This is a genomic window from Arthrobacter alpinus (genome assembly GCF_001294625.1).
Lineage (GTDB): Bacteria > Actinomycetota > Actinomycetes > Actinomycetales > Micrococcaceae > Specibacter > Specibacter alpinus_A.
This window is the reverse complement of sequence record NZ_CP012677.1, coordinates 289,605-306,472: the sequence shown is the minus strand read 5'-3', so window position 1 is coordinate 306,472 and position 16,868 is coordinate 289,605. Positions and strand designations below refer to the sequence as shown.

Below are 16,868 nucleotides of genomic sequence, written 5' to 3'. Positions count from 1 at the left end.
CGAAAGATCAGGACTCCGTCTGGGCGAGCGAGACGGTGATGTCGTCCAAGGTAGATAGGATCCCTTGCGTGTCGTTGGTATTGACAAGGGCGGCATCCCCGAACGGAAACACAACCTTGATAGTGGCTGTGACAATGTCCCCGTCATTGGCAGAAGTTACGGTAGCGCCAGTCACACCGCCAGCAGTCGTGTAACTCGCCGAGGCCGTTGCATTGAGCGTGGGGGCATCGGGACTGCTAGTGAAGGTTACCTCCGCAGGGATGACGAGGTCCGCTTCCAGGTTGTCACCGGTTGCAGTGATCGCGAACGTGCATTCCTTGGAGATCGTGTCGCCCGGAACAATCAGCCCTACCGGGGCGCCTACTCCGGCATTGCCGACCGCATATACCCACCCGCCGTCACATACCGCATCACTGAGGGCCAGTGTTCCAGTGGTCACGTTCCCACCGTTGACGGCCGTTGAGTCGTTCCAGAAAGCCAGCGTTCCGAGACCACCGAGCAACAAGATTCCTGCGGCACCCGCGGCAATAGCACCTTTGGCCAACTTATTCATGATTTCTCCTCTTATCCGTTCCCCAACGGCTTGATAGGGCTATTCCTCACGGTACGACACCCCACGGTGGAAAGCGAACTTCCGCATTTACTCAGCAAACATGCCCGCCTAGCTGCTATCGAAGAATCATTTGGTAGTGTCCAGGTAGCGGCGCATCGTTCCTGCTGGTGGTTGCTGGCGGGATACTGTGAGGCATGGAGCTTACGATGAGTCAACGTCGGGCGATCACGAAGGCGCTTACCCCCTACGCGATGCTCCTATAACTGTCAATCAGTTTTTTACGCTGGGCTATATTGTTCCTCGTTGGGTGAGCCAGGCTCTGTATTCAGAGGTAAGTTCGTCCTGGCCAGCACCCGTTTTTTGGAAGCGGACGACGGCGCCCCTCCCCTGGCGCTGTCCAGTTCAACCTCGTCCGGCTGTGGGCCTGTGCGTCTAGACGGTGGAATATCCCCGGTGCGGGCACATTTCCGATTCGTCATCTATTGATGGCGCCTGACGATCGTGCCATGCTGAAATAGTTCGCGAGGAGGAATCATGCAACGGATCGTGCCCAACGTATGGTGCCAGGGCAATGCGGTGGAGGCCGGCGAATTCTATTCTGCCGTGCTTCCGAAAACGTCGGCTGAGGTCACCATGTCCTATCCGGGGCAGGACTTGCCGGACTCCCAACGCGATTTTGCAGGGAAACCGCTGGTGGTTGATGTGAGCGTTGGCGGCTACCAGATCCGCCTCATTAATGCCGGGACCGAGTTCCGTCCAACGCCTGCCCTGTCGTTCATCCTGAACATGGATCCGCTGATGTTCGACGGCGGCGAAGAGGAGGCGCGCACCTGCATCCACAGCGTGTGGGAAGCCTTCGCAGATGGGGGCGAGGTGCGCATGGCATTGGGCGAGTACCCGCACAGCAAGCTGTACGGCTGGGTCGAGGACCGTTTGGGGGTGAACTGGCAGCTCATGCTGGCCGACCCGGCCGGAAACCAACGACCGATGCTGATTCCACAGTTCCTGTTCACCGGCCCTGTGGCCCAGGCCCAGCAGGCCATCGACCTCTACGCCGGCCTTCTCCCGGATTCGGGCACCGAAATGGTGGTACCTAAGCCAGGAGACTCCGGTGGCATCCTCTTCGCCGAGTTCCACCTCGCCAGCCAGTGGTTCTCCGCCATGGACGGCGGCACGGATCACCACTTCACCTTCACACCAGGGCTCTCCTTGCAAGTCTCCTGCGCGAGCCAGGATGAGATCGACAAATTGTGGGAGGAACTTTCCGAGGTACCCGAAGCCGAACAATGTGGCTGGCTGGTGGACCGTTTTGGCGTGAGTTGGCAGATCGTGCCCCAGAACATGGGCGAACTGATGAAGTACCCAGGCGCCTACCAGCGCATGCTCACCATGAAGAAGATCATCATTTCCGAACTGTGACGCTTTGTGGGCATTGCATGACACAACTCCCTGTTGACCCACAGGCGTCAGACCCGTCGATCATCGATGGGAGAGACGCGACAACAAGCTCACCACCGGTGACTGGTTCGCTGGACTCCGCGGCACCCTTCGAGTTCGATGCACCGCCGCAGGCGGAGAGAGCCATTACGGCACAGAGCAGCGTACCAATCTTCATAGCACTACGTTTGGAAATCATGGTGCAGCCTTTGAATACAATCTTGGTGGGGAGCCCGCGAGTGGGAGGGTTCAATCAGAGTATGAGGTTTCGAATGTGACCCCCGTTTCAGTTACCGCGATCGCGGTAACTGAAGAAAGTACGCATCTCGGAATCGTTTCCATCAAGAGATGGAGATCCTCCGGTCACCCAAAACGCACGATGACACCTCACCATGATCCGGCACCAGGGACCTCCCCCTGACCAGCTGTCGACTAGATTACCGTTTCCATTTTGTTGTTGGCTATTTTTGACCTTTATTGGCTGCAATGATGCATGACAACGCATGGTACTAAAACTCAGATGTTTGCCGCCTGAGCCGGTTGAGGTCAATCTGACTCCGCACCCTGTAATGGGGATCGCCCATGAAACACCCATCATTCGATCACGAACAGCGTTAGGCCACTCCCAATCGTTCCCGCGAGCCACTCTCACCACGAAAGTGGTCAATCGCCGCATTTGCCGCATGCCGGCCCAACACCGGCCAACACCGGCCAACACCGGCCAACAGGATACCCATGATGATGAACACCGTGGAGATGGTCGTGGTGCTACTCGTATTTAGGGGATTCTCCTCCCGACGAGCTCACGTAGGTTCTGGCCCAGGCACGAGGCGAAGGCACTGACAAGGACACCGCTGGTAACCCGCGTGCCATTGAACATCAATCTGGACAAACTTCAGAACGTGCCCAGCTGGCTGGTGTGCGTCCGCCACCAGTTCTGGTCCGGGGTTCAGACCATGGCGGTGAGTCCGTCGCCGTCGAGCAAGGTGGTGACGCCGTCGAAGAAGACATCGCCAAGCACCCGGGCCGGGTCGGCGATGGGGAGGACCAGCACAATCCAGGACAGATCGACGGCCCGGTTCAGACTCTCTGCGTTGTGGTCGGTGAGAACTCAAAGTGGACGGTGGTGCGCTCTAGCAGCTCACCACACAGTGAGCAGAAAAGGACTGGGTGCAGCGGCGCCCCGCAGGCGGTGTGTCGGATGGTCAGCTCACGACTGGGCGCAGCGGCATACCATCGCTGAGCCCAGTCCACGATGAGGGCAAAGGTTGGGAAGAAGCCCATGCCCTTGGCGGTGAGGCGGTACTCGCCCGCGTCATTGGGAGCGTGCAGCACGCCGACGCCGACGAAGCGTCGCAGCCGGTCCGAGAGGATCGACGGAGCAATGCCAAGCTCCGACTTGAAAGCGTTGAAACGCCGGATGCCAATGAAGGATGCTGCAAGGATCGCTGTACTCCAGCGGTCGCCGAGAATCCCCATCGTCTGCGGGAAATAGGAAATGGCATCCGTCGGGGTGCCCGTCTCTTGGGCGCGACGGTGCAGCCTGGGCACACTGATCTTCGCGAACTCGGCATGCTCAGCGCGCTCAGCGGTGGTCTCGCGCGCCGTGACCGGGGCGGTCCCGCAGACACCACACCCCAGGTGCGGAAGAATCGACTGCCCGCATTTATCGTGGATCAGATGCGGCGCGTCTTTGGCGCCTGGCATCGAGGCCTGCTCCCAACCCCAGATCACCAGGAACAGGCTGTACAGCTCCAGCGCCCGCGGCGTGAGCAGATACTCTTCGCGGGTACGGCCGTTGTCATCGTAAGGTGCGCGTACGAGGAGTTCGGCGGCGACCAGATCACGCAGCCGTGCGGCCAGCGTAGAGTCGCTGACGCCTAGCTGCGCACGCCAGTCGCTAAAGCGGCGGGTGTGGAGAACGAAGGCCCGCTGGAGGATCAGCAGTGTCCAGCGGTCCCCGAGCGCGAGCAGTGCTGACCCGATTGCACTGCCACCGGGCGGAATAGTTACTGACACCTTGCCAGTATAGTCAGCGGGTGGTGGCAATCCTGTCGACTCGATCCCACGCAGCGCCGTACTCGGCCACCAAGCGATCGACAATATCCGCTGTGGTCTCGATCGCGTCAATGCTGTTGAGCCCCTGACCTGCAGCCCAGGTGTCCTTCCAACGTCGAACGTTGGACGCCTCCATGGAGTAGTCCCGTGAGGTGGCGCCCGTTGCGGAGGGATCGATGCCGACGGCTTCTAGCGAAGCACGCAACCAGGATGCCGGCGTGCCGGTGATGGCCGCAGAGACAACAAGGTCATCTATCTCACTGTCGACCACCATCTTCTTGTGACCCTCCAAGGCGATGCTCTCCTTCGTGGCGAGGAAGCGCGTGCCCATATAGACCAGATCAGCCCCGGCAGCAACGGCGCCAGCAATACCTGCACCGGTTGCGATGCCACCTCCCACACACACCAGGCCATCGAAGCGCTCACGCACGGCGGCGATGAACGGCAGCGGCGATAGGTGGCCGGTATGTCCGCCCGCGCCCGAAGATACGCACACGAGCCCGTCGGCCCCGGCGTCTGCGGCCTTGCGGGCAAGCTTCATCGAAACAACGTCTGCGAGCACGATCCCACCATAGGAATGCACCACCTCCACCACGGGCCGGGGCGAGCCGAGGGCAGTGATAACGATCGGCGGGCGGTGCTTCTCAACCATTTCCAGGTCGGCACCGAGGCGTGTGTTCGTCGAGTGCGTAATGAGATTCAGCGCCCAGGGCTGGGCGTCGGCGCCGGTGCCCAGTGCTGTGGTGATCTGGGTCAGCCACGCATCGAGCTCCTCGGCCGTGCGGCAGTTCGGCGTGGGGAACGAGCCGATGATGCCGGCACGGCTCGCCGCGATGACGAGCTCGGGCCCGGATGCCAGAAACATCGGTGCTGCCATCACCGGGATGCGCAGGCGCTCAAGTAGTTCCAAGGGGGTCATGGGGTAGGGTCCTTTCGGGAGCAGTTGGGCTGGAGGGAAAGTTCGACGGCGGCAAGTCGCGCCGCGACGGATCTCCGGTCGATCTTGCCGGTGGCTCCGAGAGGGAAATCGGGCATGAAATGGCACGCCTTCGGTTGCTTGTGCCGGGTCAGGGCCGCTAAACGCTCACGGAGCTCTTCTTGCTGACCGTCGTTTAGATCGTGCCCGGACTTTGTCGTATAGGCCAAGGTGATTCGCTCCCCCCAGCGCTCATCAGCGAGACCGACCACAACGACGTCGCGTAGGCCCTCACATGATTCGACGGCTGCTTCGATTTCGGCGGGATAGATGTTGTATCCGCCGCTGATCAACATGTTGTTCTTGCGATCGGTGAGATACAAGTATCCGTCCACGATCCGGCCCACGTCGCCCGTGAGTAGGGCATCAGCCCTGAACGACTTGCCCAGGTCGGCCCGTTCGGCGGCGTTCCAATACCCTGGTGCCACCATGGCACCGCTGACCACAATCTCGCCGACGCCGTCGTCCGCCAGAATCTCCATCCGCGCCTCCGATACCACCCGGCCGGCCGAGGTGAGCAGGGACGGCTCTTCTCCCAAGCCGCGGGCGTGGTCATCGATGTTGAGCACGGTGAGCGGAGGGATCGCCTCGACCAGTCCGTAGTACTGCACCAGGCGATCGGTTAGCAGTTCGGCGCAGCGCCGGGTCTGGGCCGGCCGCATGGGGGCCCCGGCATACGCCAGCATCCGCACCCCGGCGAAGGAGGCGCGATCGGAGGTGGGCAGATATGTGAGCGCGTCGATGACGCTCGGTACCAGGGCCAGGTGGGTGATGCCTTCGGCAACGACTATTCGGGTGATTTCGGCGGGCTGTGGATGGTGCGCCATGACCTGCCTGACGCCCAGGGCGAGCATTGGCAAGATAAATAGGCCGCTGGTGTGGATGGCGGGCCCCGCGTGTAAATAGGCTGCGGGCACGCCGGTGGGTTCAATAACATGGTGCAGCATTGCGTGCGTGGCGGCCAGACGCATTCGGTGGGTGCGCAGCGCGCCCTTCGGCAGTCCGGTCGTTCCCGACGAGTAGGCCAGGCCGAGCAGATCCTCCGGTGCGGCGGCCGGCAGGGCCGTGTCGCAGGATCCGGACTCGATCAGGGCCGCCAGGCCTCCCCCATCCGTTCGCACCGAGATCTCGCACGAGATGCTCTCAAGGATCCGGGCGCCGTCAACACCTGCCAGTTGGTCCTCTGCAATGAGGCCTCGGGCACCGCAGTCTTCACGAATGCCACGCCATTCCCGGGTACCAAGGCGGGGGTTCAATGGCACCCGGACCAGACCCGCCAGCGCCAGCGCCATTTCGCTGACCAGCAAGTCACAGCTGTTCGGGAGGGCTTCGATCACCCGGTCGCCGGGACGGAGCCCGCTCCGAAGCAAAGCGTCGGCGAGACGCCTGGACCGGTCGCGGAGTTCGGTAAAGGTGAGCAGGCCCGTGGCATCCTGCACCGCCGTCTGATGACCATAGCGCTGGGCGGCTGCGTCGAGCACATCACCGACCACATTAAACCCATCTAACGTTTCCATCGTCATAATGAGTACTATAAACGAAGTCTGATGCGAAAGGTACGGTTATGACAAAGACGTCCATGGACCAGAATCACGCTTATCTCGTTGACAGCGTTCGCACGCCCTTCGGGCGATATCGAGGGTCGCTTTCCCGCACAAGGGTTGATGACTTGGCCGCGGCTCCCCTGCGCGAGATCGTGGCACGGAATCCGACCCTAGTGGCGGCCGGCGTCGATGACGTCATCCTTGGCGACGCGAACGGTGCCGGTGAAGACAACCGCAATGTTGCCCGCATGGCGGCACTGCTTGCCGGTCTCCCGGTCTCCACACCCGCAACAACCGTCAATCGCCTGTGCGGATCAGGCGCGGAGTCCATTGTGCTGGCAGCGCGTGCCATCCGGGCGGGGGATGCCGACGTCGTGATCGCCGGCGGCGTGGAGGGGATGAGCCGCGCCCCACAGGTGATCGCCCCCATCGACGACCGGCTGCCGACGCAGCTGGAACTGGTGCCGACGGCCCTCGGCTGGCGGATGGTCAACCCGAAATTTCCCGGGCCCTGGGTGGAAACCCTGGGGCGATCGGCCGAATTGATTGCCCAGGAGCTTGGAATTGGCCGTGCAGGCCAGGATGCCTGGGCACTGCGATCCCACACGCTCGCCGATGCCGCCTGGAACACCGGCTTCCACGCAGGCCGGGTCATCCCCACGGCCGGGATTCTTCGCGACGAGTGCATCCGCCCCACCACTAGCGCCTGGGCACTGTCCGTGCTTGCGTCCGCGTTTTCCGCCGGCGGGGCGGTCACTGCGGGGAATTCCTCGCCACTGAGCGACGGTGCCGCCGCGACGCTGATCGTCTCGGGCAGGCGGGTGTCAGAATCCGGCGTCTTGCCGATCGCGCGCATCGTTGGCTCCGCCGTCGTTGGAGTCGACCCTTCCCGTTTCGCCCTGGCCCCGGTCGAAGCGGTCAACAAGCTCCTGCACCAGCTTGGGCGGACCCTGGCCGACGTCGCGGTTTTGGAAATCAACGAGGCCTTCGCTGCCGTTGTACTGGCCTGTCTGGCCAAACTCGACCCACCCAAGCATGTGCTGATCAACCCACACGGCGGGGCCATAGCTCTCGGCCATCCACTCGGGGCATCCGCCACTCGAGCCCTGATCGATTGCGCCCACGGCGTGGGCGAACGGGGCGGCGGCCTGGGCATCATGACGGCGTGCATAGGGGTCGGGCAGGGCATCGCCGTCGCCGTCGAGGTGGAGCAGTGAATAGGGATTACGGGGCACGCCCAACGCCCGCTTACCCCGGCGCAGCGGACCCGGCCGAGCTGACGGCGCTCGGGATCGGGAGGCTGCCTGGCACCCTGGGCATCAAGATCACCGGTGCCTTACACGGGCGCATCGAGGCGGAAATGCCAGTGGTCCCGGCTGTGCTGGCCCCCAACGGCTACCTGCATGCCGCCTCCGTGGTGGCCTTGGCCGACACGGCCGCCGGCTTCGGATGCCGGCTGTCACTGCCGTCCGGCGCCGCCGGCTTCACCACCTTGGAGCAGAAAACCTCGTATGTGGGCACCGCGCGCACGGGGACGGTCCGCACGGTGGCGGTGCTTGTCCATGGCGGGCGCAGTACCCAGGTGTGGGACGCGGAAGTATTTGACGACGACGGCGGACGAATCGCACTTTTTCGCTGCACGCAGCTGCTCCTTTGGCCTAAATGACATAAACCGAACAGGTAAAAATAGTCCTTGCCTATCCACCTAACTTCGCTTATGGTACTGAAATGAGGAGTTCTCAATGACCACCACCCCCGAGCAAAAATTGGCGTTCACGCCTACCCATCTCGCCGTCATGCATGAGGCACGGTTGAGAGCCGCCGTCCAAGCGGTCAGCACCCGGGCGGCCTTCAGCGGGTTCACCGGCCGCGAACCGGCCGGCCCCACAGGCGCTGATGCCGATGCGGCCTTCTCCGCAATCCTTAACACTCCACTGGACCTCGCGGGCAACGTTGGGGCCATCACGGCACAGCCCGACGAGGTGTCTCCGTGGACCCGTCTCCCCCTCGGCGTCAGCTATCCGCGAGCTGGGGCCGCCCCGTTGATCGAACGGGCACGCGGGGTACTGACCGGCTGGAGCGCCCGGACCATCGGCGAGCGCGCCGGAGTCTGTCTCGAGATGACTGAGCGGATGTTTGCGGCGAACCCGGTGCTGGGCCTTGCTGCAATGCACACCACAGGCCAGGGGCGGGGCATGGGTCAGTCCGGCAGCGGCACGAATGCGTTGGACCGGGGCCTGGAAGCCATTGCCACCGCCTGGCAGATGCTCTCACGGGTACCCGCCAACGCCACCTGGGAGCAGATGTTCGGCACCGAGCTCATTTCACTGCAGAAGAGCTACCGCATCGTGCCAATGGGTCCTGCCCTGGTCGTGGCCTGTGCAAGCTTCCCCGCCTGGAACGTGTATCCGGCCATCTTCGCGAACCTAATGGCGGGAAACCCTGTCATCGTCAAACCACACCCCTCCTCTGTGCTGCAGATGGCGCTGGCTGTGAAGATCATGCGCGAGACCCTGCTCGAGGCTGGCTGCGACGCTGACCTTGTGCAGCTTGCCGTCGACTCCGCCGCGGATCCGATCACCTCGGTGCTGGCCACCGACCCGCAGGTGCGCGTCGTCGACTTCACCGGTTCCCCGCGCTACGGTGCCTGGATAGAGGCGAACGCCCGCCAGGCACGCATATATACCGAAACTGCTGGCCTGAACTCGGTGGTTCTGGACTCGTTCGCCGACACCTCCGCCGCGTTCGGAGCAATTGCCAGCGCCATCACCTTGTTCTCCGCGCAGATGTGCACGGCCCCGCAGAACATCTACGTTCCCGAGTCCGGGGTGGGAACCCCCCACGGCGTACTCACCGCAGAGGGGGTTGAACAGGCTCTGGTGGACGCCGTCGAAGCGATCCTCCAAAGCCCCCGGCGTGCCGCAGCGGTGCTGGGCACCATCCAGTCTGACCGCACGATCCAGGAGATCAGCAAGCTCACCGAGGCGTTGAGCTCCCGCGCGCAGGTGCTCAGCACTCCTCGCAGCTGGGCTGCCCCGAACTATCCGGAGGCCCGGACCAGCACGCCGCTGATCGTCCGGGTCGGGCCCGAAGATGCGGAGCTCTTCACACACGAGCGCTTCGGCCCGGTTGTCTTCCTTATCCGGGTGCCTGATGCTCGCACGGCCTTGCGTCGCGCGTCCGAGGATGCCGCCCTCCATGGGGCCATCACCGCGTTCCTGTACTCCACCAATGAGGACCTGATCGACGACGCAGAAGAAGCGTTCGCTGCCGCGGGCGCTTCCCTGACAAGCAACGTCACCGGCGCCATGCCCATCAACTTCTCCGCCGCTTTCAGTGATTTTCACGTCTCCGGCCTCAACCCCGCCGGCACCGCCACACTTACCGACGAATCGTTCATTGCCGGACGCTTCCGCATCGTCCAGTCCCGCCGCCCACTGCACCCTTCACACGACTGAAATCGAGGTCCAGAACATGACCATCACCAATCCGGAGAAGCCCATCGCCGTCGCCCGGGCAATGGGTGCGGACGCCTCGTTCGACAACCCCTACCTGTTGGGGGTCTATGCGCCGGTACAAACGGAGCTGTCATTGGAAGACCTCGAGGTCATTGGCGAGATACCGCGTGACCTCAATGGTGTCTACCTGCGCAACGGTCCGAACCGGCGTTTCGACTCTCCTGGCCGCTACCACATGTTCGACGGCGACGGCATGATCCATGCGGTGCATTTCGACAACGGCAAGGTGCGCTATCGTAACCGCTGGATACGTACCCGCGCTTTCCACGAAGAATCCGCGGCCGGCAAGTCCTTGTGGACCGGTCTCATGGAGAATCCGGAATCAAACCCGTTCGGCAACGGTCACGGCCTCGGCATCAAGGATTCCGCCAACACCGACGTCATTTTCCATCGCGGCCAGGTCCTGGCCACCTGGTACCTGTGCGGGGACCCGTACGCCGTCGACCCGCTCTCCCTGGAGACCCTAGGTGCCCAAGACTTCTTGGGCACCTTCGCCGGTGACATGATGGCACACCCGAAAGCCGACGAGAGCACCGGAGAGCTGCTCTGGTTCGATTATGGCCCGGACATGGACTACATGCGCTACGGGATTATCGGCGCGGACGGCACGCAGACGCACCTTGCTCAGGTAGACACCCCCGGACCACGTTTACCGCACGACATGGCGATCACCCCGAACTACACCGTGTTGATGGATTTGCCGCTGGTGCAGGATCAAGAAGCACGCCGCAACGGCAAGTACCGCATCTTCTACGACAAGTCCCTGGTGTCGCGGTTTGCCGTGATCCCCCGGTATGGGTCAGGCGCCGACGTGCGATGGTTCGAGGCCAAGCCCTGCTACATCTACCATGTGGTCAATTCGTGGGAGGAAGGCTCCAAGGTCATCATGGAGGTGTGCCGGGTGAAGAACCCGCAGCATCAGAGCACTTTCGAGCACCCGCTGGGCAATATGCTCGCGTACATGCGACTCGACGCCCAGCTCTACCGCTACGAGTTCGACCTGGCGACCGGGCAGACCAGCGAGCGCCCGCTCGACGACCAGAATATCGAGTTCCCCAGCATGGACCAGCGCATCGTCGGCACACGGCACCGCTACTCCTACAACATGAGCCTGGCGAATGAACCGACCCTGCTGTTCGACGGCATTGTGCGCCACGACTCGCAGACCGGTGCGAAGGAGAGCTACCAGTTCGGCGCAGGGCGCTGGGGTTCGGAGAGCCCGTTCGCCCCGCGCGACGGCTCCAAGCATGACAGCGACGGCTACCTAGTAACCTTCGTCAACGACGAGGCCGAGGGCAAGGGCGAAATCCTGGTGCTCGCGGCCGAGGACATCGCGGCCGGACCTGTGGCCCGCATCAAGCTTCCGCAGTCCGTCCCCGCCGGATTCCACGCCACCTGGATTCGTGCCGACCAGCTTTCCTAAACCCCAGATTCACCTTTTCGCGATTCCGTTCGACAATGCTGTTGGGCGGACCCCCACTAAGCAAGGAAGTCCTATGCAATCCAGCCGTCTGAATCTGCACCCCCAGTCCCGCGTCGACGACCTCCTTGCCAGCGGGCAGTGGACTGCGGAGACCATTGACGCAATGTTCCGCGCGACCGCCGCCCGACGTGGCGACACACTCGCACTTCTGGACCCGGCGAACCGTGCCGCCCTTGCGGGGGGTGCCGCCCGACGCCTGAGTTGGCGCGAGGTCGACAGCGAGGTGACGGCCCTCGCCGCACGTCTCGCCGAGGCTGGCGTGCGGCGAGGAGACACCATTGGTGTCCAGCTGGCCAACGGTGCGGAGCTCACAGAGGCGCTCATCGCGGCGTGGACGTTGGGTGCGACAGTATCTCCTCTCGCTATGCAGTACCGCGATCACGAGGCCATCACGATGGGCAATGCCGCGGAGTTCGACTGGGTTATTGCTGCGCGCGCTTTCGGTGAACGGCATCCGGCCGATGACTTCGCACGGCTGCGTGAGCAAATCCCTACCCTCCGCGAGGTGTTCAGCTATGGTCTGGCCGGAGACGCACTTGCTGCTGACAGCGAGGGGGTCATCCACCTGTTCCCGACCCTGGCCACGGCTGCCGACGAGGCAGATCTCGCCACTTACCGGAAGAACACGCCAAATGACCCCAATGACTGTGTGAGTATTTGCTGGACCTCGGGTACTGAAGGCGTGCCGAAGGGGGTTATGCGGGCGCACTATGACTGGCTCGTGTTCAGCATGGTCTGCCAGGACGCCTCGGCGACCACCACCGACGACGTCATCTTGAACGCGTTCCCGATGATCAACATGGCCGGCATCTGCGCAATGCTGCTGCCATGGATACGCACCGGTTGCGTGCTCGTCCAACACCACCCGTTCGACGCACCCACCTTCTTCGCCCAGATTGCCCTTGAGCGCGTGAGCTACACCTTGGCCCCGCCGGCGCTGCTGTCCATGTTGCTGCACAACGAAGCCTTGCTGAGCAAGATCGATCTAAGCAGCCTGACCCGGATCGGCTCTGGCTCCGCCCCGCTCAACCCAGCCATGGTGCGGGGCTGGCAGGAGAAGTTCAACATTCCCATCATCAACTTCTTCGGCTCCAACGAGGGTGTCGGCCTGCTCTCCAGCCATGTTGACGTGCCGAACCCCGACGACCGGGCAAAGTACTTCCCGCGTTACGGAGCAGAGGGCGTGAAGTGGTCCATCGGTCTCTCAGAATGGGCGGACGTGAAGATCTATGACCTGGTCACCGGCGAGGAGATCACCGAACCCGGAATCCCCGGAGAGCTGCACATCAGTGGTCCGCAGTTGTTCGCGCGTTACCTCAACCCGGAGACGCTCGCCAACCCTTTCGATGCGGAAGGCTACCTGAAGACCGGTGACATTTTCGAGATCGCTGGCGACCAAAGCCAGTACGTGCGCTATGTCGATCGCTCCAAGGACATCATCATCCGTGGCGGCATGAACATTGCTCCTGTCGAGCTGGAGACACTGATCATGCGCCACCCTGCCGTGGCGGATGTCGCCGTCGTCGGCGACGTGGATGAGATGCTGGGGGAAAAGGTCGCTGCGTTCGTCTCGCTTCACCCCGACACCACCTTGGACCTGCCCGAACTCGTGGCGTTCCTGCGCGAGCAACACATCGCCTCCTACAAGCTGCCCGAAAACCTGCGCGTGCTTGAGGTGCTGCCGCGGAACCCGGTCGGCAAGGTCATCAAGCGCGAGCTGCGCAAGGTATTGGCGCAGGCTCAGGCGTGAAAGGTGCCCTGATCCTCGACGCCGTACGCACCCCGCGAGCACGGGTTAGACGCGGGGGCGGCACACTTGCCGAGCTTTCCCCGGCACAGCTTCTGTCTGTGCTTCTGCGCGAACTCACAGTGCGCGGGCTGCCCGAGCATCGAGTTGACGATGTGATCGTCGGGGTGAGTACGGCTGTCGGGGAACAGGGCGGAAACGTCGGCCGGGTGGCGGCAATGCTAGCTGGCTGGTCGGACGCCGTACCGACCGGCATGGTTTCGCGTCTGTGCTGCTCGGGCCTGGACGCCATCAGCGCCGGCGCCGCACAGATTCTCTCCGGCGGTGCCGAGCTGATCGTCGTCGCTGGAGTCGAATCAATGTCACGCGTACCCATGCTGGCGGACCAGCCATCCTTCGCGATTGACCCGGGCGTGGGTGAGGAAACCGGCTTCGTCTCGATCGGCGTTTCAGCCGATGCCACCGCAGTCCGAGCCGGGATCTCCCGCGCCGAGCTGGACGCCTACGGGTTGCGCTCGCAGCAACGATCGAGTGCGGCACCGGTGTGGGATTCCATCGTCCCGGTCGCCACGCCATCCGGCGTCGTCTTGACCAGCGATGAGGGTGCACGAGCCGACACCACCCTGGAATCGATGGCGGCACTTGCCCCGCTGTTTGCCGACGATCCGCTCTGGGAGCGGGTCGAACGCCGCCTCGAGTTGACCGGCGGCGCAGACCGCGGAAGGCACACTGTGGGCACCGCCCCGCAGTTTGCGGACGCCGCTGCCGCCCTCGTGCTCGCCTCCACGGGGTGGGCGAAGGAGCACGAGCAACAACCGCGTGGCCAAGTGCTGGGCTGGGCCCAGGCGGCCGTGCGCTCACCGGGCTTGGAAGCCACCGTGCCCGCCAGCCTGAAAGCGCTTGCCCGGGCGGGGCTTTCAGCACGTGATTTGTCGATCATTGAGGTCAACGAATCCTTCGCGGTCACACCCCTGCTGCTGACTCGCGAGCTAGGCGTGTCAGCGGAGATCGTCAACCCGAACGGCGGCGCCATTGCCGTCGGCCACCCACTAGGCGCCAGCGGTGGCATCCTCGTCGCCAACGCCCTGGACCAGCTCCGCAGGCAGGGCGGCGGATATGGACTCGTCACCATTCCCGCAGCCCTCGGACTTGCCACAGCCATCGTCATCGAAGCTTTCGCCTAAGCCGCATCCAAAGGAGCCACTGAGCATGAACAGCACCAAAGGCGTCTATCTGCTGGGCGGATCCCAGACGGACTTCAAGCGCAACCTCGCCGCGGAGGGCATCGGCGATGCGGTGTTCTCGCTGATTCGCGAGGCCGCGGTCGGCGCCATCGACGATGCCAGGATCGACGCCGTCGATGTTCAACGCGGGCACGTGGGCAACCACTCCAGCGAGATCTTCACCGGCCAGTCACACCTAGGCGCCATGCTCCCGGCAGTGATGGACCAGTGGCGTGAGCTGCCGTCCTCGCGTCACGAGGCAGCCTGCGCATCGGGAAGCATGGCAGCCTTGGGTGCAATGGCCGACATCGAAGCCGGGCTGTACGACGTCGTTCTTGTGCTCGGCGTGGAGCAGATGCGCAACGTGCCAGGAACAGTCGCGGCAAAAAACCTCGGCTGTGCGAGCTGGCGCGCCAGGGAAGATCTCGGGGAACTGGCCTGGCCGGCCGCCTTCGATCGAATCGCCGAAGAAATCTCCCGCCGTTACGGCGGAATGACCACCGAACACCTGTCCAGGCTGGTGCAGAACAGCCGCGCGAACGCTCGGAGGAACCCGCTGGCGCAGACCCGGGACTGGGTCGAGACGGCGGCATCATTTGTAGACGACGACCAGGTGAATCCCCTTGTTCAAGGCTCGCTGCGCAAAAGCGACTGCGGCCGCATCAGCGATGGTTCCAGTGCCGTGGTACTGGCCAGCCGCGAGTACGCCCAGCGCTGGCGCATGAAGCACGGCCACGTGCAGATGCCGCCGCGGCTCAAAGGCTGGGGGCATAAAACCTCCTCAATGGCGCTCGGCGAGAAGCTGCACGCATCTCTTGGCAGCGAGTATTTGTTCCCGCACCTGCGGGCTGCGATCCTGGACAGCTACTCACGTGCCGGAATCGCGGGCCCCGACGCCCTGGATGCCATCGAACTTCACGACTGCTTCTCGATCAGCTCCTACATGGCAATCGATCACCTGGGCATCACCGAGCCGGGCAAAGCCTGGCAGGCGATCGAGGATGGCCGGATGGAGATGTCGGGATCTATTCCGATCAACCCCTCTGGCGGGCTGCTCTCCGGCGGGCATCCGGTGGGGGCAACGGGAGTGAGGATGCTCAACGACGCGCGCCGCCAAGTGATCGGCGCGGCCGGTGAGATCCAGGTTGAGGGGGCCAAGAACGTCGCCACCTTGAACTTTGGCGGCAGTGTGTCCACCGTGGCAAGCTTTGTGGTCGGGTGCGACTAGCTGCACCCGTGCTCACCCGCCTCTGGATCCGTCCGGGTTCCTCTCAGCCCAGCTCCGATGAGTCTGGCAGATGCCCCGGCAAGTGCTGGCACGCCGTCGGCGAGTGTTGGCGCAAATGTGTCGCCAGGACGCTCGCCGTTGAGCCAGCGCGTGTAGATGGCCTCACAAAAAACAGCCGCCTTCCACAGTGCGAAGGCCTGATACCAGCGCAGTTCTGAAAGGTCCAGACCCGTCGCGGCACCGTAACGCACAGCGAGCTCGTCCCGCGTGGGGTAGCCCTCATAGCGGGTGACCTGGGTGAGTTCAAGTGGCGTGGAGGCCTCCCCCTTTTCTGCGTACGTCGCCAGGAAGTAGCCGAGGTCCGCAAGCGGATCGCCAACGGTCGCCATCTCCCAGTCCAAGATCGCGAGCACCCGGGGTGGGGCCGACTGCTCAAACATGAGATTACCCATGCGGAAGTCGCCGTGCACTACGGAGGCGCGCTGGCTCGTTGGCGTGTTCGACGCAAGCCAGGCCGCGACGGACTTGATCTCCGGCACCGAACGCTGGGTGGAGGTGTCCCACAAAGTGGAGAACAGGCTCACTTGGCGCTCCAAGTAGCCGTCGGGGCGCCCAACGTTTTCCAACCCGCCCCGCGTGACATCGACGCTGTGCAGCGCAACCAGCATGTCGACGGCGGCGAACGCGGTGGCACGCCTCCGTTCGACGGTGGCGAAATCCGGCGGTTCTTCGCTGGTGATGACAACACCGTCGAGATAGTCCATCACGTAGAACGGCACACCCAGCACCGAAGGGTCCGCGCACACGGCGACGATGTTCGGCACCGCGATTCCGGCGTCCTTCACCATCCGCTGAATGCGCGACTCGCGTACCATGTCGTGCGTGGACTTCGGCAGCGGGGGCCGGGGACCCCGACGCAGCACCAGAGAGCGCGCACCCCTTCGCAGCAAGTACGTCAGGTTCGAATGGCCCTCGCCAATCCGTAGCCAGCAGATCGCCCCGGAACCCAGGTCTTCGGCATCCAGGAACTCCGTGAGCGCTTCCAGGACCAGCAAGGGCGGACGCGCCATGGCCGCTGCCTCCGCGCGCGTTGCGACAACC

Annotated in this window: 13 protein-coding genes; 8 read left to right on the top strand and 5 right to left on the bottom strand. The window is 63.4% G+C overall.

From position 1 onward, the window contains the following. Positions 1-7 precede the first annotated feature (7 nt). Positions 8-553 (bottom strand): alternate-type signal peptide domain-containing protein, encoded by a 546-nt coding sequence (locus tag AOC05_RS01190; protein ID WP_062004963.1) that lies wholly within the window; start codon positions 551-553, stop codon positions 8-10. Between the two features lie 534 nt (positions 554-1,087). Between AOC05_RS01190 and AOC05_RS01185 the strand changes: the two genes are divergently transcribed. After that, complete coding sequence (locus tag AOC05_RS01185; protein WP_062004961.1) at positions 1,088-1,972, top strand: VOC family protein; 885 nt, start codon at positions 1,088-1,090, stop codon at positions 1,970-1,972. A 1,098-nt stretch (positions 1,973-3,070) separates the two neighbouring features. Here AOC05_RS01185 and AOC05_RS01180 read toward each other — a convergent pair. The 3 genes from AOC05_RS01180 to AOC05_RS01170 are packed head-to-tail and all read right to left on the bottom strand — an operon-like array spanning position 3,071 to position 6,541. Then, the gene (locus AOC05_RS01180; protein WP_062004958.1) at positions 3,071-4,009 is read right to left on the bottom strand and encodes a winged helix-turn-helix transcriptional regulator; all 939 of its coding nucleotides are present in this window, start codon (positions 4,007-4,009) and stop codon (positions 3,071-3,073) included. Positions 4,010-4,022: 13 nt separating this feature from the next. Further along, positions 4,023-4,967, bottom strand: coding sequence for an NAD(P)H-dependent flavin oxidoreductase (locus AOC05_RS01175; protein ID WP_062004956.1), 945 nt, complete (start codon positions 4,965-4,967; stop codon positions 4,023-4,025). Then, entirely contained in the window at positions 4,964-6,541 is a 1,578-nt protein-coding gene (locus tag AOC05_RS01170; protein ID WP_197277876.1) for a class I adenylate-forming enzyme family protein, read from the bottom strand. Before AOC05_RS01170 ends, AOC05_RS01175 begins: the two co-directional genes overlap by 4 nt. Before the next feature lie 47 nt (positions 6,542-6,588). Here AOC05_RS01170 and AOC05_RS01165 point away from each other — a divergent pair, with 47 nt between their 5' ends. The 7 genes from AOC05_RS01165 (at position 6,589) to AOC05_RS01135 (ending at position 15,767) form a co-directional block, all read left to right on the top strand. Next, entirely contained in the window at positions 6,589-7,785 is a 1,197-nt protein-coding gene (locus tag AOC05_RS01165) for a thiolase family protein (RefSeq protein ID WP_230085476.1), read from the top strand. Next, a complete protein-coding gene (locus AOC05_RS01160; RefSeq protein ID WP_062004952.1) occupies positions 7,782-8,234 on the top strand; it encodes a PaaI family thioesterase in 453 nt (150 codons plus the stop codon). The genes AOC05_RS01165 and AOC05_RS01160 overlap by 4 nt, the downstream gene beginning before the upstream one ends. A gap of 76 nt (positions 8,235-8,310) precedes the next feature. Next, a complete protein-coding gene (locus AOC05_RS01155) occupies positions 8,311-10,026 on the top strand; it encodes an aldehyde dehydrogenase family protein (RefSeq protein WP_062004950.1) in 1,716 nt (571 codons plus the stop codon). Positions 10,027-10,042: 16 nt separating this feature from the next. Continuing rightward, positions 10,043-11,509 carry a carotenoid oxygenase family protein gene (locus tag AOC05_RS01150; RefSeq protein WP_062004948.1) on the top strand — a complete coding sequence of 489 codons (1,467 nt, stop codon included), beginning with the start codon at positions 10,043-10,045 and terminating at the stop codon, positions 11,507-11,509. Between the two features lie 73 nt (positions 11,510-11,582). Further along, positions 11,583-13,319, top strand: coding sequence for a class I adenylate-forming enzyme family protein (locus AOC05_RS01145; protein WP_062004946.1), 1,737 nt, complete (start codon positions 11,583-11,585; stop codon positions 13,317-13,319). Beyond that, positions 13,316-14,500, top strand: a complete 1,185-nt coding sequence (locus tag AOC05_RS01140; protein ID WP_062004944.1) for a thiolase family protein — start codon at positions 13,316-13,318, stop codon at positions 14,498-14,500. The genes AOC05_RS01145 and AOC05_RS01140 overlap by 4 nt, the downstream gene beginning before the upstream one ends. Before the next feature lie 25 nt (positions 14,501-14,525). After that, positions 14,526-15,767 carry an acetyl-CoA acetyltransferase gene (locus AOC05_RS01135; protein WP_062004942.1) on the top strand — a complete coding sequence of 414 codons (1,242 nt, stop codon included), beginning with the start codon at positions 14,526-14,528 and terminating at the stop codon, positions 15,765-15,767. Here AOC05_RS01135 and AOC05_RS01130 read toward each other — a convergent pair. Further along, positions 15,764-16,837 (bottom strand): phosphotransferase family protein, encoded by a 1,074-nt coding sequence (locus tag AOC05_RS01130; RefSeq protein ID WP_062009180.1) that lies wholly within the window; start codon positions 16,835-16,837, stop codon positions 15,764-15,766. The two genes, AOC05_RS01135 and AOC05_RS01130, sit on opposite strands and share 4 nt — an antisense overlap. Between the last annotated feature and the right edge of the window lie 31 nt (positions 16,838-16,868).

What these genes read in the sequence shown, in the direction of transcription:
- AOC05_RS01190 (WP_062004963.1), bottom strand. Translation starts at nt 553, where the DNA reads ATGAATAAGTTGGCCAAAGGTGCTATTGCCGCGGGTGCCGCAGGAATC.
- AOC05_RS01185 (WP_062004961.1), top strand. Translation starts at nt 1,088, where the DNA reads ATGCAACGGATCGTGCCCAACGTATGGTGCCAGGGCAATGCGGTGGAG.
- AOC05_RS01175 (WP_062004956.1), bottom strand. Translation starts at nt 4,967, where the DNA reads ATGACCCCCTTGGAACTACTTGAGCGCCTGCGCATCCCGGTGATGGCA.
- AOC05_RS01170 (WP_197277876.1), bottom strand. Translation starts at nt 6,541, where the DNA reads ATGGAAACGTTAGATGGGTTTAATGTGGTCGGTGATGTGCTCGACGCA.
- AOC05_RS01165 (WP_230085476.1), top strand. Translation starts at nt 6,589, where the DNA reads ATGACAAAGACGTCCATGGACCAGAATCACGCTTATCTCGTTGACAGC.
- AOC05_RS01155 (WP_062004950.1), top strand. Translation starts at nt 8,311, where the DNA reads ATGACCACCACCCCCGAGCAAAAATTGGCGTTCACGCCTACCCATCTC.
- AOC05_RS01150 (WP_062004948.1), top strand. Translation starts at nt 10,043, where the DNA reads ATGACCATCACCAATCCGGAGAAGCCCATCGCCGTCGCCCGGGCAATG.
- AOC05_RS01145 (WP_062004946.1), top strand. Translation starts at nt 11,583, where the DNA reads ATGCAATCCAGCCGTCTGAATCTGCACCCCCAGTCCCGCGTCGACGAC.
- AOC05_RS01135 (WP_062004942.1), top strand. Translation starts at nt 14,526, where the DNA reads ATGAACAGCACCAAAGGCGTCTATCTGCTGGGCGGATCCCAGACGGAC.
- AOC05_RS01130 (WP_062009180.1), bottom strand. Translation starts at nt 16,837, where the DNA reads ATGGCGCGTCCGCCCTTGCTGGTCCTGGAAGCGCTCACGGAGTTCCTG.